The following is an 18,915-nucleotide window of genomic DNA, read 5'->3' as shown; positions in this document are numbered from 1 at the left end:
AATGATTGTCAATAATCTGACTCGTTCAATTTTTCAAAACTTCAATATCCCTTATTTCTATTTTTCCTCTGCCTAGAGTGACAAAAGAGGGTTAAACTGGTCGGAGTGATTCAACAACCAGAGCAAAATAATTTTTGATTTTAAATATTACAAATATTAAAGTTTTTTAACTCTAGCTGCCTGAAATACCATGAAAGTTTTGGCTGCTGTAATAAAGTGGGTAGTTGAAATCTGTTTTATGGAAGCCAGCACTTGACTGTGACCAATCAATAGTCTCATAAAATCTGAGTTTATCCTTGCCAATTAATAAGCTAAACAGTGATTTGAAGAAAACTTTCTTAATATAATTTGGAATTAATGACATAGCAACAAACAAAGAAATTCCAGTCAATTAGATGTACTGCATTAACTTATAACCAGAACTGTCGATAGTCCTTGATATACTGCTGTATGATCAGAGGTGAACGATTAAGTAATTGCTCTGTATCAGGTGTGATGTTGCCTGCCAATCATAAACGGGCGCTAGTGTAGATTGCTACCATTACTAAAATAAAGTCTATTGGCAACCTTTTGGAGCGCATTTGTCGAACAAAGTTTAGCACAGAAGGATTATAGCGTATCGGTTTACCTAAAACAGATGTGAAGATGTCCGCAACTTCGTAATAAGTTAAGGCTTCTGCACCAATAAGGGGATATGCTCTTTCCTGATGCCCATCTTCAATTAAAGTACGAACTGCAACGGCAGCAATATCCCGCACATCAATAAAACTTGTTTTACCATTACCAGCTCGAAGAAGCAATTCACTATGAACTTTGATGTCTTCTCTGTGTGTGGTATTAAGATTTTGCATAAAAAAGCTGGCCCGTAAAAAGGTAGCTTTAATACCTAATTGGTTGATATAGCGTTCAATTTGGGAGTGTGGCAGAAAACGGTTGCGTTCGGCTCCTAGTATTGAAAGAAACACGATATGCTCAAAGAGAGCGAGTTTTGCAGCATTTAGGGCTGGGGCAATTTGAAGACGAATATTAGCAAGGGCAGGCGGAGGCACTAAAAAAAGTTTATTGACTTCAAAAAAAGCATGATCAAAGGTGTCAGGATTGGTAAAGTCGAAGGGGACGCACTGAATATTGTTGCCTAAGAGGTGTTTAGCGTTGTTTAGATTTCTAACTCCAGCACAGATATTACAATCGTGGGATTGCAGTAAGCTCAGAACTTCTTGACCGACATTTCCAGTTGCACCTGTCACTAAAATTTTTAGCATGATCAACTATTACTGTTACTCATTCAAAACACTCCGAGTACAAACAATAAGTGTTTATTGCTTATTATCTGATAAGACTAATATGCCAGTAGAAAAACTAAATGGTCAATAAAAAATTGGCAGTTAAACGGCTAACAGTAAAGCTCACGTCAACAGAAAGACAAAAATTGTCAGAATACTGTGCAAATAATTTGCAAAAGGTCTATTAACTAAAACTCTATGAACAATAAGCGTTTACTGACACTGATTTTGGCACTATTAGTAATTGCTATTTCTTGGTGGAGAGTAATGACGGTACAGGCGTCTCTTACAGTAAAGCAAATGGTCTGTGATGGTGTGCCGCTATTATACATAGTGTCAAAGAATGCAAAAAATGTACCTGGTGTTTTAATAGCACATGGGTATGCAGGTTCTAAGCAGTTAATGCTTGGGTACGCCTACACCTTAGCAGATGCAGGTTACGCAGTTATAGTATGGGACTTTGATAGTCATGCAGCTAATACTAAACCGTTGCAAAAAAATTCACTTCAGCAAAATCTTGATGTTGCTTATGAAGCCCTTGTAAAACAACCAGAGGTAGATAAATTGCGTTTAGCGACTTTAGGTCACTCAATGGGTAGCGGTGCAGTAATGTCTGCTGCTATCAATAATGTCAATCGTTATGCGGCAACCGTAGCTATTTCTCCTACAAGTGCTTCAGTTACACCAAAAGCTCCTGATAATCTGCAATTGCAAGCAGGAAGCTGGGAAGGTAGATTTATTGCCAATGCAAAGCAGTTACTTGAAAGCGCAGGTGGAGAAAATAAAAATTTATTTCAGGACAAGGGAAGAGAGCTAGTAATTATTCCTAATGCTGAACATATTACAATTTTGTTCCGCGATAAAAGCCACCTTGCTGCTAGAAATTGGCTTGATGCTACTTTTGGAATCCAGCGTCAAAGCACCTATGTTGATTATCGAATGATTTGGTACGTTTTACACTTCTTGGCGTGGTTAGTAATACTAGGAGCAATTGCTCCTATTTTAACTACTTCTTTCCTCCCTAGTAGGGTAGAACAACTAAAAAGCTGGGCAGGCTTAATAGTAGCGCCTTTTGTTGCAAGCGGTACACTTGTAGTAGGTAATTGGCTCGGTGATATTGATAACTTAGGTGGAGTTTTAGTAGGCGCAGCAGTAAGTATTTGGTTTGGTGCAGCAGGGTTAACCTGGCTTGCGATCATGTTACGAATGCAACGACCGACAGTTAGAGCTTTAGGAATCGGCATTATTTTATTCATAGTGTACAATGATTAAAAGTTTTGATGTTTCCGAAACTCCAAAATCTGTTTATATGTCATGTATGGCTGTTCAATTTGGGGCGCATGACCGCAATTTTTCAGCTTAATTAACCTAGAATTGGCAATATCTTGATGGAACTTTTCTGCATCTTCTAGTGGGAGCATATCATCAGCTTCTCCCCACAAAATCAGTGTGGGTTTGTCAACTTGAGCAATTGAATTCGCCAAGTCGCTATAACCACCACTTTTGACATAAGAAATCATCGCATCATACCAAAGTGGCATTTCTTGATGTAGCATTGCACACCCAATAGCTGAAAGGATTAATGCCTGATTGCAGCCTACACCGTCACTAACCAATCGCAAACAACAGATTTACATCCGTCAGTAAAGTTAACAGCAACTTGCCACTGCCCTAAATATCCGTTCCATACTGGCTCACTATCGACCAGGTGTAACTTCAACTTCATAGCGACGAGGACAATTCAGCCTTACGCTGCTGATGTCGTTCAGTAAGTGTTTTCGCTCGTTTGTCTTGCAGTTTTTTGAGTTCGGCATCAGACACCTCAACACAGTCCGCGATGCCTACAGCGGGCTACGCCTACGCCTAACATTCGGTAGCATATAATTCCTTAGAGGCTGATTTCACTGACTTAAAGATGTTTTAAGTAAATCGGTAGAGCGATTGAACTAACTTTCGTCAGTTTGATCGATGTCCCAGAGTGTTTAAAGAAAGTGAAAACGATTGCATTTATTGATATATTATGCGATTCCTCTGTTATCCAATAATTAATCTGCTCAAACTGTATTTAAGCAAAGTAGCCTGTTAAGTCCAATAAAGAATTTCTGCATTTAAAAAACGCCTAGTAATCTCCGTCTCAAAAAAGCAACGCAACGCCTTCATTGTGTCCTTATCGTAAACGTACTTAGTTCCGCCAAACTTATTACGCTTGACACTGCGTTTTGCCTCATCCATCTCTAATTTTGATTGCGGATACCAAGTTCGTAAAACTTCTTTTGACCCCGGTGTGAATCGATGTGAGATTAGTTCAAAAGTAAGGTTACACTCAAAATCCAGTGCCTCGTTTATCTGGTCAAACAAAGAACTATAGTGCATCTGCCAATCGTCTATCGGCATAATTGGCGCAATAACTAAGCCTACTGGATAACCACCACCGCCACGCTCTAATGGTAGCGCTAACCGTCGCAATGCATTCAGTCTGGATGTTACAGATACTGTGCCACCTTCAAACTTGCCAGAAATCGGCGCTGCATTAACACTCATCCGACAACGGGTATGCCCATTGTGTGGTAAGTCAAGTAACCCATCCACAGCATCAAATTTCGATACCCAACGTAAATGTGCATTACTACGAGTGCCAAAGTAACGAATACATTCAGCAAGGCTTCCAGTTAGATGTTCAATACCCAATGGATCTGTGTAACAGCTAACTTCAAAACTCGTGTTTTTACCTTGTTGCTCGTAGTTAGCTAAGTTCTCTAATATCTGCGGTAAGTTAGCAAAAACACGGATGACAGGTGGCCCCGATAAACTACCAGCTAAGTAGCAGTATTGACAATGAGCAGGACAACCCTCAGCAATGTGAAACTGCCAATCTGCAGAAGGTGGAATGGGACTCAGTTTAAAAGAACTGGGTGGTGCAGTAACCACTGCTAAAGTACGCTTGGCGATGTTGTAAGTATCCCGCTCTGACTCACCGCGCAGTCCCTTAAGACGATTCTGTGATAATTCTTCGATTGGTAAGTTGAGTGACTGTACACGTGTAAGAATCTGCTGCCCCCAAACCTCATTTAAGGCAGCAGGTGTAAACAGTACCCGTTCAGGTATCCACAATCTTGGCGATCTTATTTGTGTATCTGATACTGAAACCTGGTCTGTAATTGTATTCAGCAATATCTTTCTCCGTTATTTATTTTGCTGATTTGTGCAATTAATTTTCAAGGACTTGCTTAATTCGTCGCTCTAACAAGTCAAGATCCAAAGTGCCTTCATCACGGTTAATTCTACGCACAGTCGAATTAACATTAGCTAAATTTACTAATAAATCTTGAAGAATTTCTTGCTGCTGACGTGCTTGGGTAACTTCGCGTGGCTCCTGTACTAAATCACGCACAATGGTATCTTCAGCACGAGAGGCGATAATTGGATCGCTTTGCCCTTGAATGTGAACAAAGGTTCGTCGCCCAGGACCTCGTTCTTCTTCTATTGGGATAACTGCTGTAACTTGGTCAGAACGCACATATTTTCCAAATCCTAAATGGACTAGCTCTGATGAAAGTATTTTCATATATAGGAATCCTAATTTTTAAATCTTACTTATATTATAAAATCTCCAAAAGCGACTTAAAGCCATAGACCATACGGGTTATACCCAATTAAAAGTAGTAGTTATATTTGCTTACACCAATTCTATGTGAGGCTGCTCTCGAACATTAGGTATACCTCCTAACTTCGTCTAAATAACTACATTTGACAGCAAATTTCAGCCAAGTCTGAGTTTCTGCTGCAACAGAAGCTTCTGAATAATTCAATTTTGCAATAAAAGCAGCTTCGTAACCACGTTTTCTCCATGCAACTGCTGCGATTTGCACAAACACAACCAGATGAACGACGAATTTGATCGGTCAAAATCTTTCTGAGGAGGGACAGACTTACTCAAACCTTACGAGAATATGGAAAAAGTGAGGAGAGCTTGTCATAACTGATAAAACCTGTAGTCTGGAGTTAATAATCATGGCCGATGTGACAAATATAGCGACTAAGCTTGCTGATCTAAAGCTTTTTCAGAATGTTCTGTTGGAAAGTGAGCAAAAGTTAATAGCACAGACGGACGACAATACCATTTGCCAGCGGCTCGAAGGAATGATAAACAGCGATCGCTTAAATCTCAGCGTTATTGAAGCAGCTATTTCTAGATACGGCAACGCAGCAGAACCTCGCGACATTACTCAACAACATGCCCAGAAGGTAAGCCAAATGATGAGCGGTTCGGAGCTAACTCTGTATGACAAGTACTTACAGCTTAAGTTGCTAAAGCATCAACAGACAATGACCGGGCTGGTTCTACACAAGGTTGCCCAGTCCTTGAATGATGACCTTCAAGATTTGATGGAACCGCTCAACCGAGTTAATTTTGAAAATCGCGCTCACCAAGAGATTCTTAAAGGCGTTCTTTACTTCGTTGGAACGCGAGAGATAGCTGGTAAGGAACCTGACATGGGTCTGTGGGCTAGCATTGAACAGGGAATTGCAGCCCTTAAGGGTGCTGTAAGCAGCGCGGTAAGCTAGTAGCAATGAGTGGCAGAGGGCGCGTCATTCATGGGAGCGTGATAGATTCATCTGATTTATGCTACATTGAAGCATACTTTTCAAGAGTGAATCATCTCTAACTCAAAACAATTATCCCAATTAAGGGGATCTCAAATTTGCCAACTGAAACCTTTAATTACGCGACAGCTTTTTTCACTGTGAGCATCATTGTAACAGTAGTGAATGGCACACTTGTAAACGTGAAACCTAGTCAAAACAGGGTGTAGGGGGTGGCTGAGTGGGTGTAGGAAAAAATCAAGAAAATTAAAAACAAGTGTGAACATTAATAAACTTCTTTGCTACGCAACGCTGGCGCGAACGTCACTACACCCCACACCCCACACCCAAAAGCCTTATGAATAGTGGATTTGCCGAAAACAAGCGTGCCATTCGCCTCTTTTGCCTTTCTGCACCTCTGCATTTCAAGCTTGTGAGAAATGCGGGCTACGCCGCAGGGGTAAGTTTTTCCGAAATAGTTACATTCAGATAATTTTTGATAACGTGCCGATGCGTTACAGCCACAGCCAGTGCCTTAAACTCCACCATCCGCTCATCAAACCCCCGCAACTGAACGTCTGCCGTAAGAAACTGCAACAGATTTAGATTTTCGAGTAACAACACAGCAGGCAATAGCTGCCCCTTGTTAAAATCTGGTTGACAAATCGAATTTTCCCCAGCTTCTAATTGAGCTTTAGCCCGTTTTGCATCACGGTTGGTCAGAAATTCTCGTCCCAGTGTCAAATAATAGTGCATCCGTAGTTGGGGATACCAGCCGTCGTCATTTTTCTCAACCAAATCAGGCGTAACTTCAATTTCGTAGCGACGAGACAATTCGGCCTTACGCTGCTGATGTTGTTCGGTTTTCGTTTTCGCCCGTTTGTCTTGCAGCTTTTTAAGTTCAGTTTGAGAGAGTTCATCAGCTTGCGCGATCGCTTCACACTCAGCAGTCAGTAATGTCTAAATAAAATTTCAAGGGTAGGAGTATGAAATCAGATGCATTACAGCCTGGATCTATATTGAGCAAGCATTTAAGAGGTTTTGATCGCCAAAATCTTCAAAGCCACTGCTTGGTGAACGAGCATCATTGATAACCGATTTTCTGGTCTGACAACCATTAGTTCTTCAGAGCTAAACTCCTTTTGGAGCGTTGATAAGTTGTTGCGTCTTTAATTTTTCAAAGTATTCTTGTTGCAATAAGGGTTCTAAACCTGAAAAAGCGCAATTTATAAGCGCGACAGCTTAACAAGATAAGCTGAGAAAAAGTTTCCACAAATTCCACCACAATTGTTTACCATTCACTTATGAGCCAGTATATTCTCAGTAGTCTCACAGCTGATGAAGAACTTAATTTTTCTGAAGAAGCAGAGGTTTTCGTTTTTCCCACTTCTTTCGCCCAGCAGCGATTGTGGTTTCTCGACCAGTTAGCACCGGGGAATCCATTTTACAACGTGTCAACAGCACTTCGCCTGACAGGTTCCCTCAACTTTACCGCCTTAAAGCAGACATTCAACGAAATTGTACGTCGCCACGAAACCTTACGCACTACGTTTGTTATGGTAGAGCAGCAACCAGTGCAGGCGATTGCACCCAACGTAACAATACCTCTTCCCCTAATAGATCTACGCAATTTCGAGAGCCAAGAACGTGAGACACAAGTGCAGCAAATCGTAACCCAAGAGGCTCAACATCCTTTCAATCTCACCACCGGGCCATTGCTGCGAGTAAAGCTGCTACAACTGGATGAAGCAGAATATCTGCTGCTGCTTAATCTACATCACATTGTTGCCGATGGCTGGTCAATTAGAGTGCTAATTAGAGAATTGGGAATATTATACACAGCCTTTGCAGAGGATTAGCGATGTCTAACTACAAGCGACTCCCGAAGTTCCGAACAAAGTCAGCCTCCGCTCAGACTTCTCTCCATGTCTACCTCTGTGCCAGAACTACCCATTCAATATGCAGATTTCGCCCAATGGCAACGGGAGTGGCTGCAAGGAGTGGGAGCAAAGGGTTGTTCGCCTCTACAAACCCAGTTAGCTTATTGGCAAAAGCAATTAGAGGGGATTTCGGTATTGAATCTCCCCACCAAGCAACTGAGACCAGCAGTTCCTAGCTACAGGGGTGCAAAACAATTTCTAGAGCTACCACACTCCTTAACTCAAGCGCTAGAGGCACTGAGTTACCAAGAAGGCGTTACCTTGTTCATGACAATGCTGGCAGCGTTTCAGACTTTGCTTTATCGCTACACGCAGCAAGAGGATATTGTAGTAGGTTCACCTATTGCTAATCGCAATCGTAGCGAACTAGAAGGATTAATTGGTTTTTTTGTCAATAGCTTGGTGCTACGTACAGATTTCTCAGGTAAGCCGACGTTTCGAGAATTGTTGAATCGAGTCAGAGAGGTAACTTTAGGAGCATACAGCCATCAGGACTTGCCTTTTGAAAAGCTGGTGGAGGAACTGCATCCAGAGCGAGATTTGAGCCGCAATCCCTTATTTCAGGTTGTATTTAGCCTCCAAAATACTCCAATCGTTGCGCTAGAGTTACCTGGGTTAACGCTTTCGCTATTTGAATTCGACAGCAAAACTGCAAAGCTTGATTTAGAGTTGCATCTGTGGCAGGACTTGGATAGTTTGAAAGGACAAATGGTTTATAGCACCGATTTATTTGATGACACGACCATTACCCGGATGCTGGGACATTTCCAAACGCTGCTAGAAAGCATTGTCGCTAATCCAGAACAGCGTCTTTGGGATTTGTCTTTGCTTACTGAGGAAGAACGACAAGAGTTATTAATTGATTGGAATGACACTAAAAAAAACTACCCAGAGAACAAGTGTTTTCATCAGTTATTTGAAGCGCAGATGGAGGAAACTCCCGATGCGATCGCAGTAGTCTTTGACAAGCAACAATTAACCTATCGTGAACTAAATATCCGAGCTAACAAACTTGCACATCACCTGCAAAAATTGGGGGTAGTCCCTGACGTTATAGTAGGCATTTGTGTAGAGCTATCGCTAGAGATGATCGTCACATTATTAGGCATCCTCAAAGCAGGTGGAGCATACTTACCTTTAGATCCGAACCTACCTCAAGAACGTCTTAAATTTATGCTAAAAGATGCACAAGTTTTAGTATTGCTGACACAACAAAAATTGCTTAAGCATTTTGAAGACTTCTCGAATCCAATTATTTGCATAGATAAAGATTGGGCAACTATTACACAACATAGCCAAGAAAACCCGACCAGTTGCGTAACATTGGACAACTTAGCTTATGTCATCTACACCTCTGGCTCAACAGGAAAGCCTAAAGGCGTTTTGCTTCAGCATCGAGGATTATCCAACTTAGCGGCATCTCAGATTGAGGTTTTCAATTTACAACCGAGTAACCACATTCTGCAATTCGCCTCATTAAGTTTCGATGCCTCAATTTTTGAGATTGTCATGGCACTGCAAACAGGAGCAACTCTTTATTTAGCAAACAAAGAATCCCTTCTACCCGGACAACCTTTGCTCCAATTATTGCGAGAAAAAGCTATTACTCACGTCACCCTTCCGCCAGCAGTATTAGCAGTCCTACCTACAGAATCACTTCCGGCATTACAAACTATTATTTGTGCAGGCGAATCTTGCACTGATGATATTGTAAAACGTTGGTGGAACTCTCAGCGTCGATTTTTTAATGCTTACGGCCCTACTGAAGCAACGGTTTGGTCAACCATTGCAGAGATTAGTATTATGAGTGAAAAACCGCCCATTGGTCGCCCTATTACTAACACTCAAATTTATATATTAGATAAACATTTACAACCTTTACCAATTGGAATTGCTGGCGAATTATATATAAGTGGTGAGGGATTGGCACAAAGCTATCTAAATCGCCCCGAATTAACTACTGAAAAGTTTATTCTCAATCCTTTTAGTGATAAAAATAAAGCGCGACTTTATAAAACGGGTGATTTAGCTCGGTATCGACCAGACGGGAATATTGAATTTTTAGGACGCATCGATAATCAAGTAAAAATTCGTGGATTCCGTATTGAGTTGTCAGAAATTGAAACAGTACTAAAATATCATCAAAGTGTGCAAAAAGCAATAGTAATTGCTAAAGATAATTTATCTGATGATAAGTACTTAGTGGCTTATATTGTTCCCAATGTAGAGACACAAAATTTCCCGTCTCTACTACGTAAATTTTTAAAAGAAAAATTACCAGAATACATGATTCCAAAAGCTTTTGTAGTGCTGGATTCTCTACCGCTAACAGCTAGTGGGAAAGTGGATCGTTTGGCGCTAACAGAACTCGACAGTTACGCTAGCCGTTTAATAGATAAAACATTTATTGCTCCTCGTACTCCAACCGAGTCAACTTTGGCAAAAATTTGGGCTGAAGTCCTTAATGTTGAGCGTGTGGGTATTTACGATAATTTCTTCGACTTGGGAGGAGATTCGCTATTAACTGTACGCCTAATGAAGCAGATAGACAAGCAATTTGAGCGCGAATTGCCCTTATCTAACTTATTTTTAAATCCCACAATTGAAAGTTTAGCAACTTCTCTATCCTCAGCAACAGACTCTCTGCCTTGGTCTCCCTTAGTACCGATTCAACCTGCTGGTTCAAGTCCACCTTTCTTCTGCGTCCATCCAATTTTTGGTGTTGTCTTTCCTAATTACGAATTAGCTCATCATTTGGGAAAAAATCAACCGTTTTATGGGCTACAACCCATTGGACTTGACGGAAAAAGTTCTCCATTAACTAACATTGAGGATATGGCTGCTCACTACATTGAAGCATTGCGCTCAGTGCAGCCCAAAGGCCCTTATTTTTTAGGAGGTTGGTCTTTTGGAGGTTGGGTTGCTTTTGAAATGGCTCAACAACTGCAAAAGTCTGGAGAAGAAGTGGCTCTACTTGCTGTGCTTGACACTTTAGCACCAATTCCGGGCAATATACCTTCTTTGGGTAATGGTTTAAAGTTTATGCTGACAACAGTGGCGCGATATATATGGCCCTTTTTCCTCGATTATTTATATCTAATTATTGCGATCGCCAGGAATCGAATTAACAGTTTAACTTCTTGGTTGACTAATTTTAATATAATTGTGCAAAACTCATTTTGGGAGCCGCTAACGCGATACTCCCAAAGGGAGTCGCTAACGCGAACGCTCCAAACAAATCTCTTCTCTCACCTCATCCTCAAAGAGGATGCCACAGTCAACGTTATACCCGAAGAATCCAAGTTAAGGCTTTTAAGCGAGTTAGCAATTCGTCCCATGCTTCGTGTTTTCTATGCCAATAGCCAAGCAGTTCTCAACTACGTTCCACAAGCCTACCCTAAAGAAATTAATCTTTTTAGAACAAAGGTTCAATCGAGCATTGCCAAGGAAGATCCGAGTATGGGTTGGCATCAGCTAACTGTGGGAGGAACGGAAATTTATCATATTCCTGGCAATCACCTAACTATGCTGAGAAAACCCCATATCCAAATTCTCGCCGCACAGCTAAAAGCCTGTATTGAGAAAGCACAAAATTTAAAATAAGGATCAATATGTCTTCTGAAGAAGTCTTCGTCTTTCCAGCATCTTTTGCTCAACAGCGACTATGGTTCCTCGACCAGTTGATCCCCGGCAATGCTATCTACAGTGTGCCGACAGTAATTCGCTTGACAGGTTCGCTTAAGTTAGCCGCACTAGAACAGACTTTTAACGAAATCGTGCGTCGCCACGAAATCTTACGTACCACATTTATAGTGTTGGATGGGCAACCTGTACAGGCGATTGCACCCAGCTTAACAATACCTCTTTTTGTATTAGACCTCCAGCAATTGTCAGCTGATAAACAAGAGGTTAAAGCAAAGTCCATTATTACCGCAGAGATAGAACATCCCTTCGATTTATCCTCCGGGTCATTGCTGCGAGTAATACTCCTCGTGCTTTCCGAGACAGAACATATTCTATTACTGAATATGCACCACATTATCTGCGATGATTGGTCTATGGGGGTACTGATTCGGGAACTGGGAACGCTTTACGCAGCTTTTGCACAAAACCAGCCTTCCCCTCTATTAGAACTGCCTCTTCAGTACGCCGATTTTGCTCACTGGCAGCGCGAGTGGCTGCAAGGAGAAGTACTCCAAACCCAGTTAGCTTACTGGCGGGAGCAATTAAACGGTATTTCCATATTGCATCTGCCTACTGACAAACCAAGACCAGCTATACAAAGCTATCGAGGAGCAACACAATTTCTAGAGTTACCAAAAAAACTAATTGATTGCACTAGAAAAGCTGTCACAGCAAGAAGGTGTCACCTTATTTATGACACTGTTGGCAACATTTCAAACATTACTTTACCGCTACACACACCAAGAAGATATCGCGGTAGGTTCACCAATTGCTAACCGTAACCATAGTGAAATTGAAGGAATAATTGGTTTTTTTGTCAATAGTTTAGTGCTGCATAGTAACTTATCTGGAAATCCCACCTTTCGGGAACTACTAGGCAGAGTACGGGAGGTAACATTAGGAGCATACAGCCACCAAGATTTGCCGTTTGAAAAGTTAGTTGAAGAACTACACCCGGAGCGGAACTTGAGCCACCATCCTTTATTTCAAGTGGTATTTGGTTTCCAGAATGCGCCAATGTCAGCGTTAGAACTGCCTGGATTAGTACCCAGCTTTATGAATATTGATTTGAAAAAAACACGTTTTGATTTGGAACTGCATCTGTGGAAGTGTTCTGAGGATTTTAGGAGCTTATGGGGCGGAAACTAGGAGTATTCTGAAGGTCTCCGAGGTGTAATCGTTTACAACACAGATTTATTTGATCGAGCCACCATTAACCAGATGCTGGAACATTTTAAAACTCTATTGTCAGCTATTGTTGCAAATCCAGAAGAACGAATTACAAATTTACCGTTATTAAGTGAAGTGGAGTTACATCAGGTATTAGTGGAATGGAATAACACCCAAGCCGATTATCCTCAAAATAAATGTATCCATCAATTGTTTGAAGAAAAGGTACAGCAGTATCCTGATTCTATAGCAGTAAACTTTGCTAACAAAGAACTTACTTATCAAGAGTTGAATACTTGCAGCAATAAACTAGCGCACCACTTACAAAAAATAGGAGTAGGTTCAGAAGTTTTAGTTGGCATTTGTATTTCACAGTCTATAGAAATGATAATCGGGTTATTGGGAATTCTTAAAGCAGGGGGAGCGTATGTTCCATTAGACCCCAGCTATCCTGAAGAACGCCTAAATTTTATGCTGGAAGATGCACAAGTTTCAGTATTGCTGACACAAGAAAACTTACTCAAGCATTTTGCAGGTTTCTCAAATCCAATCATTTCTATAGATAAAGACTGGAAAATTATTACCCAAGAAAAGGAAGACAATCTTAAAAGGGATTTAAATAGTGATAATTTAGCCTATATTATTTACACCTCTGGTTCTACAGGAAAACCCAAGGGAGTGGCTGTACCTCACAAAGCTGTAAATCGGTTAGTGTGCAATACTAACTATATAAAATTGTCACTATATGATAAAATCGCCCAAGCCTCAAACACTTCTTTTGATGCAGCGACATTCGAGATTTGGGGAGCGCTACTTAACGGCGCTCAACTTGTGGGAATTAGTAAAGATGTAACCATTTCGCCTCATGAATTGGCATTACAACTACGAGAAAAAGGTATCAACGTTCTGTTTTTGACCACTGCCTTATTTCAACAGATTGTTAGAGATGTTCCGCAAGCTTTTGCGACCTTGAAATATTTCCTGTTTGGTGGCGAAACCGTTGATCCGAGATGGATTAAAAAGATTCTCCAATCTGGTGCGCCAAAGTGCTTAATTCATGTTTATGGTCCTACAGAAAATACAACATTTTCCTCTTATTACTGCGTAGAAGAGTTACCATCAGCCACATCTTTACCTATTGGTATCCCCATTACAAACACGCAGATTTATATATTAGATACCCATTTACAACTAGTGCCTATTGGCGTTACTGGCGAATTATATATGGGTGGGGAGGGGCTGGCGCGAGAATATCTCAATTGCACTGAATTAACTGCTGAACATTTTATTACTCATCCTTTTAGTAACAAACCAAAAACACGTCTTTATAAAACGGGTGATTTAGCTCGTTATTTACCAGATGGCAATATTGAATTTTTAGGTCGCATTGACAATCAAGTAAAAATTCGTGGCTTCCGCATTGAGTTGTCAGAAATTGAAGCAGTGCTGAGTCAACATCCAGCAGTGAAAGAAACTATAGTTATTGCTCGTGAGGACGTACCTGATGATAAGTATTTGATGGCTTATATTGTTCCCAAGCAGGAACAGATACCAATGGAAGACGTGCAAAGCTTTGCATATTTACTTCGTCAATTCTTCAAAGAAAAGCTACCAGAATATATGGTGCCAAGAGCATATATGGTATTGGAATCTCTACCTCTAACACCTAATGGCAAAGTCGATCGCCATGCTTTACCCATACCTGAGACAATTACTTTCCATAATCAAGATTATGTGGCACCGCGATCGCAGGTTGAAGAGTTACTTGCAGAAATTTGGGCTAAAGTCTTGGGAAAAGAGCAAGTAGGCGTTCACGACAATTTCTTTGAATTGGGCGGTCATTCTCTACTAGCGACTCAGCTAACTTCCCGCATTCGTGACATCTTCCAAATAGATTTGCCTGTACGCAATTTGTTTGAAACACCAACTGTTGAACAACTTGCTAAGTACATTAGTGACACAATGTGTTGGGCAGCAAAAGGTGCGGATAAGACTCAAACTACGGGAATTCAACGAGAAGAAGTAGAATTTTGAGAAACCCCTGAGTTAGAAATCACCATGCCATTTATGCCATCCGGTATATGTGTACGAGCCGCAGTAGCGATTAACTTAAGCTATTAGAAAAATGTGCGAATTGGCTGGCAACCTCTACTTTGGAACTAATCAAAAGGTACTAAGTACATCTAGCCCGTGAAGAAGCAAAGCAAGTTTTAGGTAATCATCCCAGCTATAAGCAGCCAGCACAAAACGTGCTGACTGCTTCGGCAAATTGTTGGTTTTGTTCCATCAATGCCATGTGTCCACCTGGTTTGATGGTGACTTTTTGAGAGTAAGGCAATTCTGCTTTCATGCGATCGCTTGCAACGGGTTTAGTTGCTATATCTGAATTGCCACAAACAACCAACACAGGAATGTTAATAGTTGCAAGTGTTTCTGTTTCATCAAACTTCAACATTGCCAGTGTGCCACGAGCCAGAACACCAGGCGAACCCAATGCTGATAATAGACCTGCAAAACTTAGTTGACCACGTGTTTCAGTACCCGTAAATCCAGACAGTTCGACGGTGATGTACAGCGAACCATTCAAATATGAGAGCCAAGTCATCAACCAAAAAATCGGCCACAGCACAGTAGTCAGGTACAACACAGGTTCGAGTAGCGGTTTCTGCAATTTACGTACCAGACCGCTAAAAATACAAGTTTTTACCGGATTGGTGTAAGTAGTATCTACAAGAATTAAACCAGCCACCCGACTCCCTAATTGCTCTGGAAACAGGCGACAGAATGTCAGGTTAATCATCCCACCCATGCTGTGTCCTACCAAAATAACAGGTTTATCCCCTGCTATGGCAACAACAGCTTCCAAGTCACGGGCATATTTTTCTATAGAGTGATCATTGTTTTTCGGTTTGGAGGATTTTCCTAGTCCTGGTAGATCCCAAACAATTACTCGGAAGCGATCGCTTAGTTGTCGTTTGGCATAATACCATATAGTACTGTTTGGCCCCCAACCGTGTGACAAAATAATTGGTTGACCATCTTCAGGTCCAAAAAACTCTACTTGCAACACGCTCCCATCCGGTCGTGGCAAACGCTGCACGGTTTTGCTACGCATAAACTTAGGTTCCTCGGCTCCTGGACGGCGCAGCAGTGGCAAACTGATAAAACGACCACCAAAAGACCAAAGAAACATTACTAGCCCAGCCACTAAGTAGGAGGTTCCTATAAGTTCTCGTTCGTACCACTCATAAAGAATGTATATTCCCCCGCCAAGTACCCCAATCGACAGCAGTTGACTCAACCATACGAGCAGTAAATTATGAGGCATGAACAGCATGAGCCTAAACCTTGCGATACGTGATTAACTGCTTTGTCTTTTAGGTTCTTACCACAGTTACTACCATCCTATTTTCAGCCTCAAGAATGATTTATACCCTGTTATAAGTGTGATAAAAATGTTGGGTTAGTTAATAAACAGTGCAGCTTGGCAGAAATTTGCACTTCGCTCACACTTTTCTGTGTCTCCTACCTTCTAATAAGTAACAACAGTTGCGAAGGGGTATAATTTGAATACGGTTGAGTTTTTATCTTATCTTTGCAGCTTAGATATTCAAGTTTTCCTTGATGGTGAAAAGTTTCGCTGTAACGCCCCTGAAGGGACTCTTACAGGAGAATTACGTGCAGAAATTCAAGAGCGGAAAGCAGAAATTATTGAATTTTTAGAAGTATCTAATCGTACTAATAACCACAGCTTTAGACCTCTTGTACCTATTTCGCGGTCAGAAAATCTTTCCCTTTCTTTTGCTCAACAACGGCTGTGGTTTCTTGACCAATTAATCCCTAATAATCCTTTCTATAACATTCCACTAGCACTAAATTTAACAGGTTCGCTCAATCAAGCCGCGCTAGAGCAAACTTTTAACGAAATTGTGCGCCGACATGAAGCTTTACGCACCACTTTTGTCATCCAGTCAGGGCAACCAGTTCAGGTAATTAATCCTACGCTCAAAATACCCTTACCAGTAATAGATTTACGGCAACTGCCACAAGCCGAACGAGAAATACAAGCGCGACGACTTACTACCCAAGAAGCTCAACGTCCTTTCAATTTATCAACCGATTCGTTGCTGCAAGTAAAACTACTGTGGTTAGATGAGACACAATGTATCCTGCTGCTGACTATACACCACATTGTCTGTGATGGTTGGTCTATTGGGGTGCTGATTCAGGAAATAGCAGCACTTTACACAGCCTTTGCCAACAATCAGCCTTCTCCTCTAGCGAAACTTACAATCCAATATGCAGACTTTGCATACTGGCAACGCCAGTGGTTGCAAGGGGAAGTATTAGAAAAGCAACTGAGTTATTGGCAGAAGCAATTAGATGGCATTTCTATGCTAAATCTGCCAACCGACAGACCAAGACTAGATGCTCAAAGTTACCAGGGTGCAAGGCAACCTCTGCAATTATCAAAAAGTTTGAGCAAAGCACTTTTAGCTCTCGGACAGCAAGAAGGGGTAACTTTGTTTATAACCCTACTAGCAGCATTCCAAGTTTTACTTTATCGCTATACACAACAAGAAGATATTGCTATCGGTTCACCTATTGCCAATCGCAACCGTAGTGAAATTGAAGGATTAATTGGTTTTTTTGTCAATAGCTTAGTACTGCGTACCCAACTAAGTGGAAATCCAACTTTTCGGGAATTATTGAGTAGAGTTAAAGAGGTAGCTTTAGAGGCTTATGCTCATCAAGATTTGCCTTTTGAAAAACTCGTAGAGGAACTACATCCAGAGCGGAATTTAAATCAAAATCCACTCTTTCAAGTAGTTTTTGCGCTCCAAAATGCGCCAATGTCCGCGTTAGAGTTACCTAGTTTAACTTTAAGTCCGCTACCATTTTAAACGGAAACAACGCGCTTTGATTTGGAGTTCCACTTGTGGGAGCCAAATACTCAAAATGGGTTATGGGCAGATAGCTCAGAGGGAATTAGTGGTTTTGTAATTTATAGCACTGATTTATTTGATGATGCTACTATCACCAGGACGCTAGGACATTTTCAAAAATTACTGGAGGGTATAGTTGCAAATCCAGAACACCGAATTGCACAATTACCGCTTTTAAGCGAATCTGAGCTATATGATTTATTAGTTGGATGCAACAATACTCAGTCAGATTATCCTCAAGTATAAGTGTATTCATCAGTTATTTGAGAGTTTTGCAGAGCAGAAACCTGATGCCATAGCCTTGGTATTTGGAGACAGACAACTCACCTACAAGGAGTTAAATATACGCAGCAACAAACTAGCACATTATCTAAAAAAATTAGGAGTTGAAGCCGAAGTTTTAGTAGGACTTTGTGTAGAACGCTCTTTTGATATGGTAATCGGGATGTTGAGCATCCTAAAAGCAGGCGGAGCTTATGTACCTTTAGATCCAAGCTATCCGTCTGAACGTTTAAACTTTATGCTTGAAGATACTAACATCTCAGTTTTATTAACTCAAGATAAATGGATTAAACGTCTAGTAACCCATAATTCAGAAGTAATCGTTTTAGATAATGATTGGGAAATTATTACTCAAGAACTTGAAGATAATCTTACCAGTCAAGTTAAAGTAGATAACCTTGCTTATATTATTTATACCTCTGGCTCAACTGGAAAGCCTAAAGGGGTTAAAATAGAACATAAAGGATTGTTAAATCTAGTTTTTTGGCATCAAAAAACGTTTACAGTTTCACCTCTTGACCAAGCAACGCAGATTTCTGGAGTTGGCTTTGACGCTTGCGGTTGGGAAGTTTGGCCTTATCTTAGTGCTGGTGCAAGCATTTATTTTGTAAATGATGAAATCAGGCAAATACCTGAACAACTACGAGATTGGCTAGTATCAAAAGCGATAACAATTTTTTTCGTACCAACACCTTTAGCAGAGAAAGTTTTATTATTAGATTTTCCGAAGAACGCGGCTGTACGAATATTACTCACAGGTGGAGACAAACTAAATCAATATCCTTTAGCTGACCATCCTTTTCAAGTAGTTAATAATTATGGGCCAACTGAAAACACAGTTGTTACAACTTCTGCTCATATTTATGTTAAACATAAAGATAATTTAGCACCTGCAATTGGTCGTGCGATCGCCAATACACAAGTTTACATATTAGAGGATGTTTGAAAAGTCAGTGATGCAGTAAAAAAAGCTCTCAGGGCATAAGCTGTAAATACGTAGATACAGCACCATTGAGAGCCATGAGT

10 protein-coding genes and 4 pseudogenes are annotated in these 18,915 nt (G+C 40.9%); 7 read left to right on the top strand and 7 right to left on the bottom strand.

Annotated features, from left to right (window positions below; genetic code table 11):
• Nucleotides 1–509: 509 nt before the first annotated feature.
• Nucleotides 510–1,262, bottom strand: a complete 753-nt coding sequence (locus V7L12_RS17950; protein WP_335086193.1) for an SDR family oxidoreductase — start codon at nt 1,260–1,262, stop codon at nt 510–512.
• A 219-nt stretch (nt 1,263–1,481) separates the two neighbouring features.
• Here V7L12_RS17950 and V7L12_RS17945 point away from each other — a divergent pair, with 219 nt between their 5' ends.
• Complete coding sequence (locus V7L12_RS17945) at nt 1,482–2,555, top strand: alpha/beta hydrolase (RefSeq protein ID WP_335086191.1); 1,074 nt, start codon at nt 1,482–1,484, stop codon at nt 2,553–2,555.
• Here V7L12_RS17945 and V7L12_RS17940 read toward each other — a convergent pair.
• The 4 genes and pseudogenes from V7L12_RS17940 to V7L12_RS17925 form a co-directional block, all read right to left on the bottom strand.
• Nucleotides 2,552–2,905: an alpha/beta fold hydrolase gene (locus V7L12_RS17940; RefSeq protein WP_335086189.1), complete on the bottom strand. Its 354-nt coding sequence runs from the start codon at nt 2,903–2,905 to the stop codon at nt 2,552–2,554. The genes V7L12_RS17945 and V7L12_RS17940 overlap by 4 nt on opposite strands.
• A 460-nt stretch (nt 2,906–3,365) precedes the next feature.
• The gene (locus V7L12_RS17935) at nt 3,366–4,388 is read right to left on the bottom strand and encodes a spore photoproduct lyase family protein (protein ID WP_335086199.1); all 1,023 of its coding nucleotides are present in this window, start codon (nt 4,386–4,388) and stop codon (nt 3,366–3,368) included.
• A gap of 103 nt (nt 4,389–4,491) precedes the next feature.
• Complete coding sequence (locus V7L12_RS17930) at nt 4,492–4,848, bottom strand: hypothetical protein (protein ID WP_335086187.1); 357 nt, start codon at nt 4,846–4,848, stop codon at nt 4,492–4,494.
• Nucleotides 4,849–5,014: 166 nt separating this feature from the next.
• Nucleotides 5,015–5,189: pseudogene (locus tag V7L12_RS17925) on the bottom strand (four helix bundle protein); the annotation flags it as partial.
• A 105-nt stretch (nt 5,190–5,294) separates the two neighbouring features.
• Here V7L12_RS17925 and V7L12_RS17920 point away from each other — a divergent pair.
• Nucleotides 5,295–5,849 (top strand): hemerythrin HHE cation-binding protein, encoded by a 555-nt coding sequence (locus V7L12_RS17920; protein ID WP_335086186.1) that lies wholly within the window; start codon nt 5,295–5,297, stop codon nt 5,847–5,849.
• Nucleotides 5,850–6,314: 465 nt separating this feature from the next.
• On the opposite strand, the gene V7L12_RS17915 is transcribed toward V7L12_RS17920, so the two are convergent.
• On the bottom strand, nt 6,315–6,701 hold the full coding sequence (locus V7L12_RS17915; RefSeq protein WP_335086184.1) for a hypothetical protein: 387 nt from the start codon (nt 6,699–6,701) through the stop codon (nt 6,315–6,317).
• Between the two features lie 470 nt (nt 6,702–7,171).
• Here V7L12_RS17915 and V7L12_RS17910 point away from each other — a divergent pair.
• From V7L12_RS17910 to V7L12_RS33250, 3 genes and pseudogenes are all read left to right on the top strand, one after another.
• Nucleotides 7,172–8,605 (top strand): annotated as a pseudogene (locus tag V7L12_RS17910) (condensation domain-containing protein); the annotation flags it as partial.
• Between the two features lie 129 nt (nt 8,606–8,734).
• Complete coding sequence (locus tag V7L12_RS17905) at nt 8,735–11,410, top strand: non-ribosomal peptide synthetase (RefSeq protein ID WP_335086197.1); 2,676 nt, start codon at nt 8,735–8,737, stop codon at nt 11,408–11,410.
• 8 nt (nt 11,411–11,418) lie between these two features.
• A pseudogene (locus V7L12_RS33250) lies at nt 11,419–14,695 on the top strand (non-ribosomal peptide synthetase).
• Between the two features lie 193 nt (nt 14,696–14,888).
• Here V7L12_RS33250 and V7L12_RS17885 read toward each other — a convergent pair.
• Nucleotides 14,889–15,989, bottom strand: coding sequence for an alpha/beta fold hydrolase (locus V7L12_RS17885; RefSeq protein ID WP_335086178.1), 1,101 nt, complete (start codon nt 15,987–15,989; stop codon nt 14,889–14,891).
• 238 nt (nt 15,990–16,227) lie between these two features.
• On the opposite strand from V7L12_RS17885, the pseudogene V7L12_RS17880 reads away from it, so the two are divergent.
• A pseudogene (locus tag V7L12_RS17880) lies at nt 16,228–17,853 on the top strand (condensation domain-containing protein).
• Nucleotides 17,813–18,835, top strand: a complete 1,023-nt coding sequence (locus V7L12_RS17875) for an AMP-binding protein (RefSeq protein ID WP_335086176.1) — start codon at nt 17,813–17,815, stop codon at nt 18,833–18,835. The pseudogene V7L12_RS17880 and the gene V7L12_RS17875 overlap by 41 nt, the downstream one beginning before the upstream one ends.
• Nucleotides 18,836–18,915 lie beyond the last annotated feature (80 nt).

The sequence above is a fragment of the Nostoc sp. genome, from assembly GCF_036918245.1.
Lineage (GTDB): Bacteria > Cyanobacteriota > Cyanobacteriia > Cyanobacteriales > Nostocaceae > Nostoc.
This window is presented reverse-complemented; position numbering and strand designations above follow the sequence as displayed.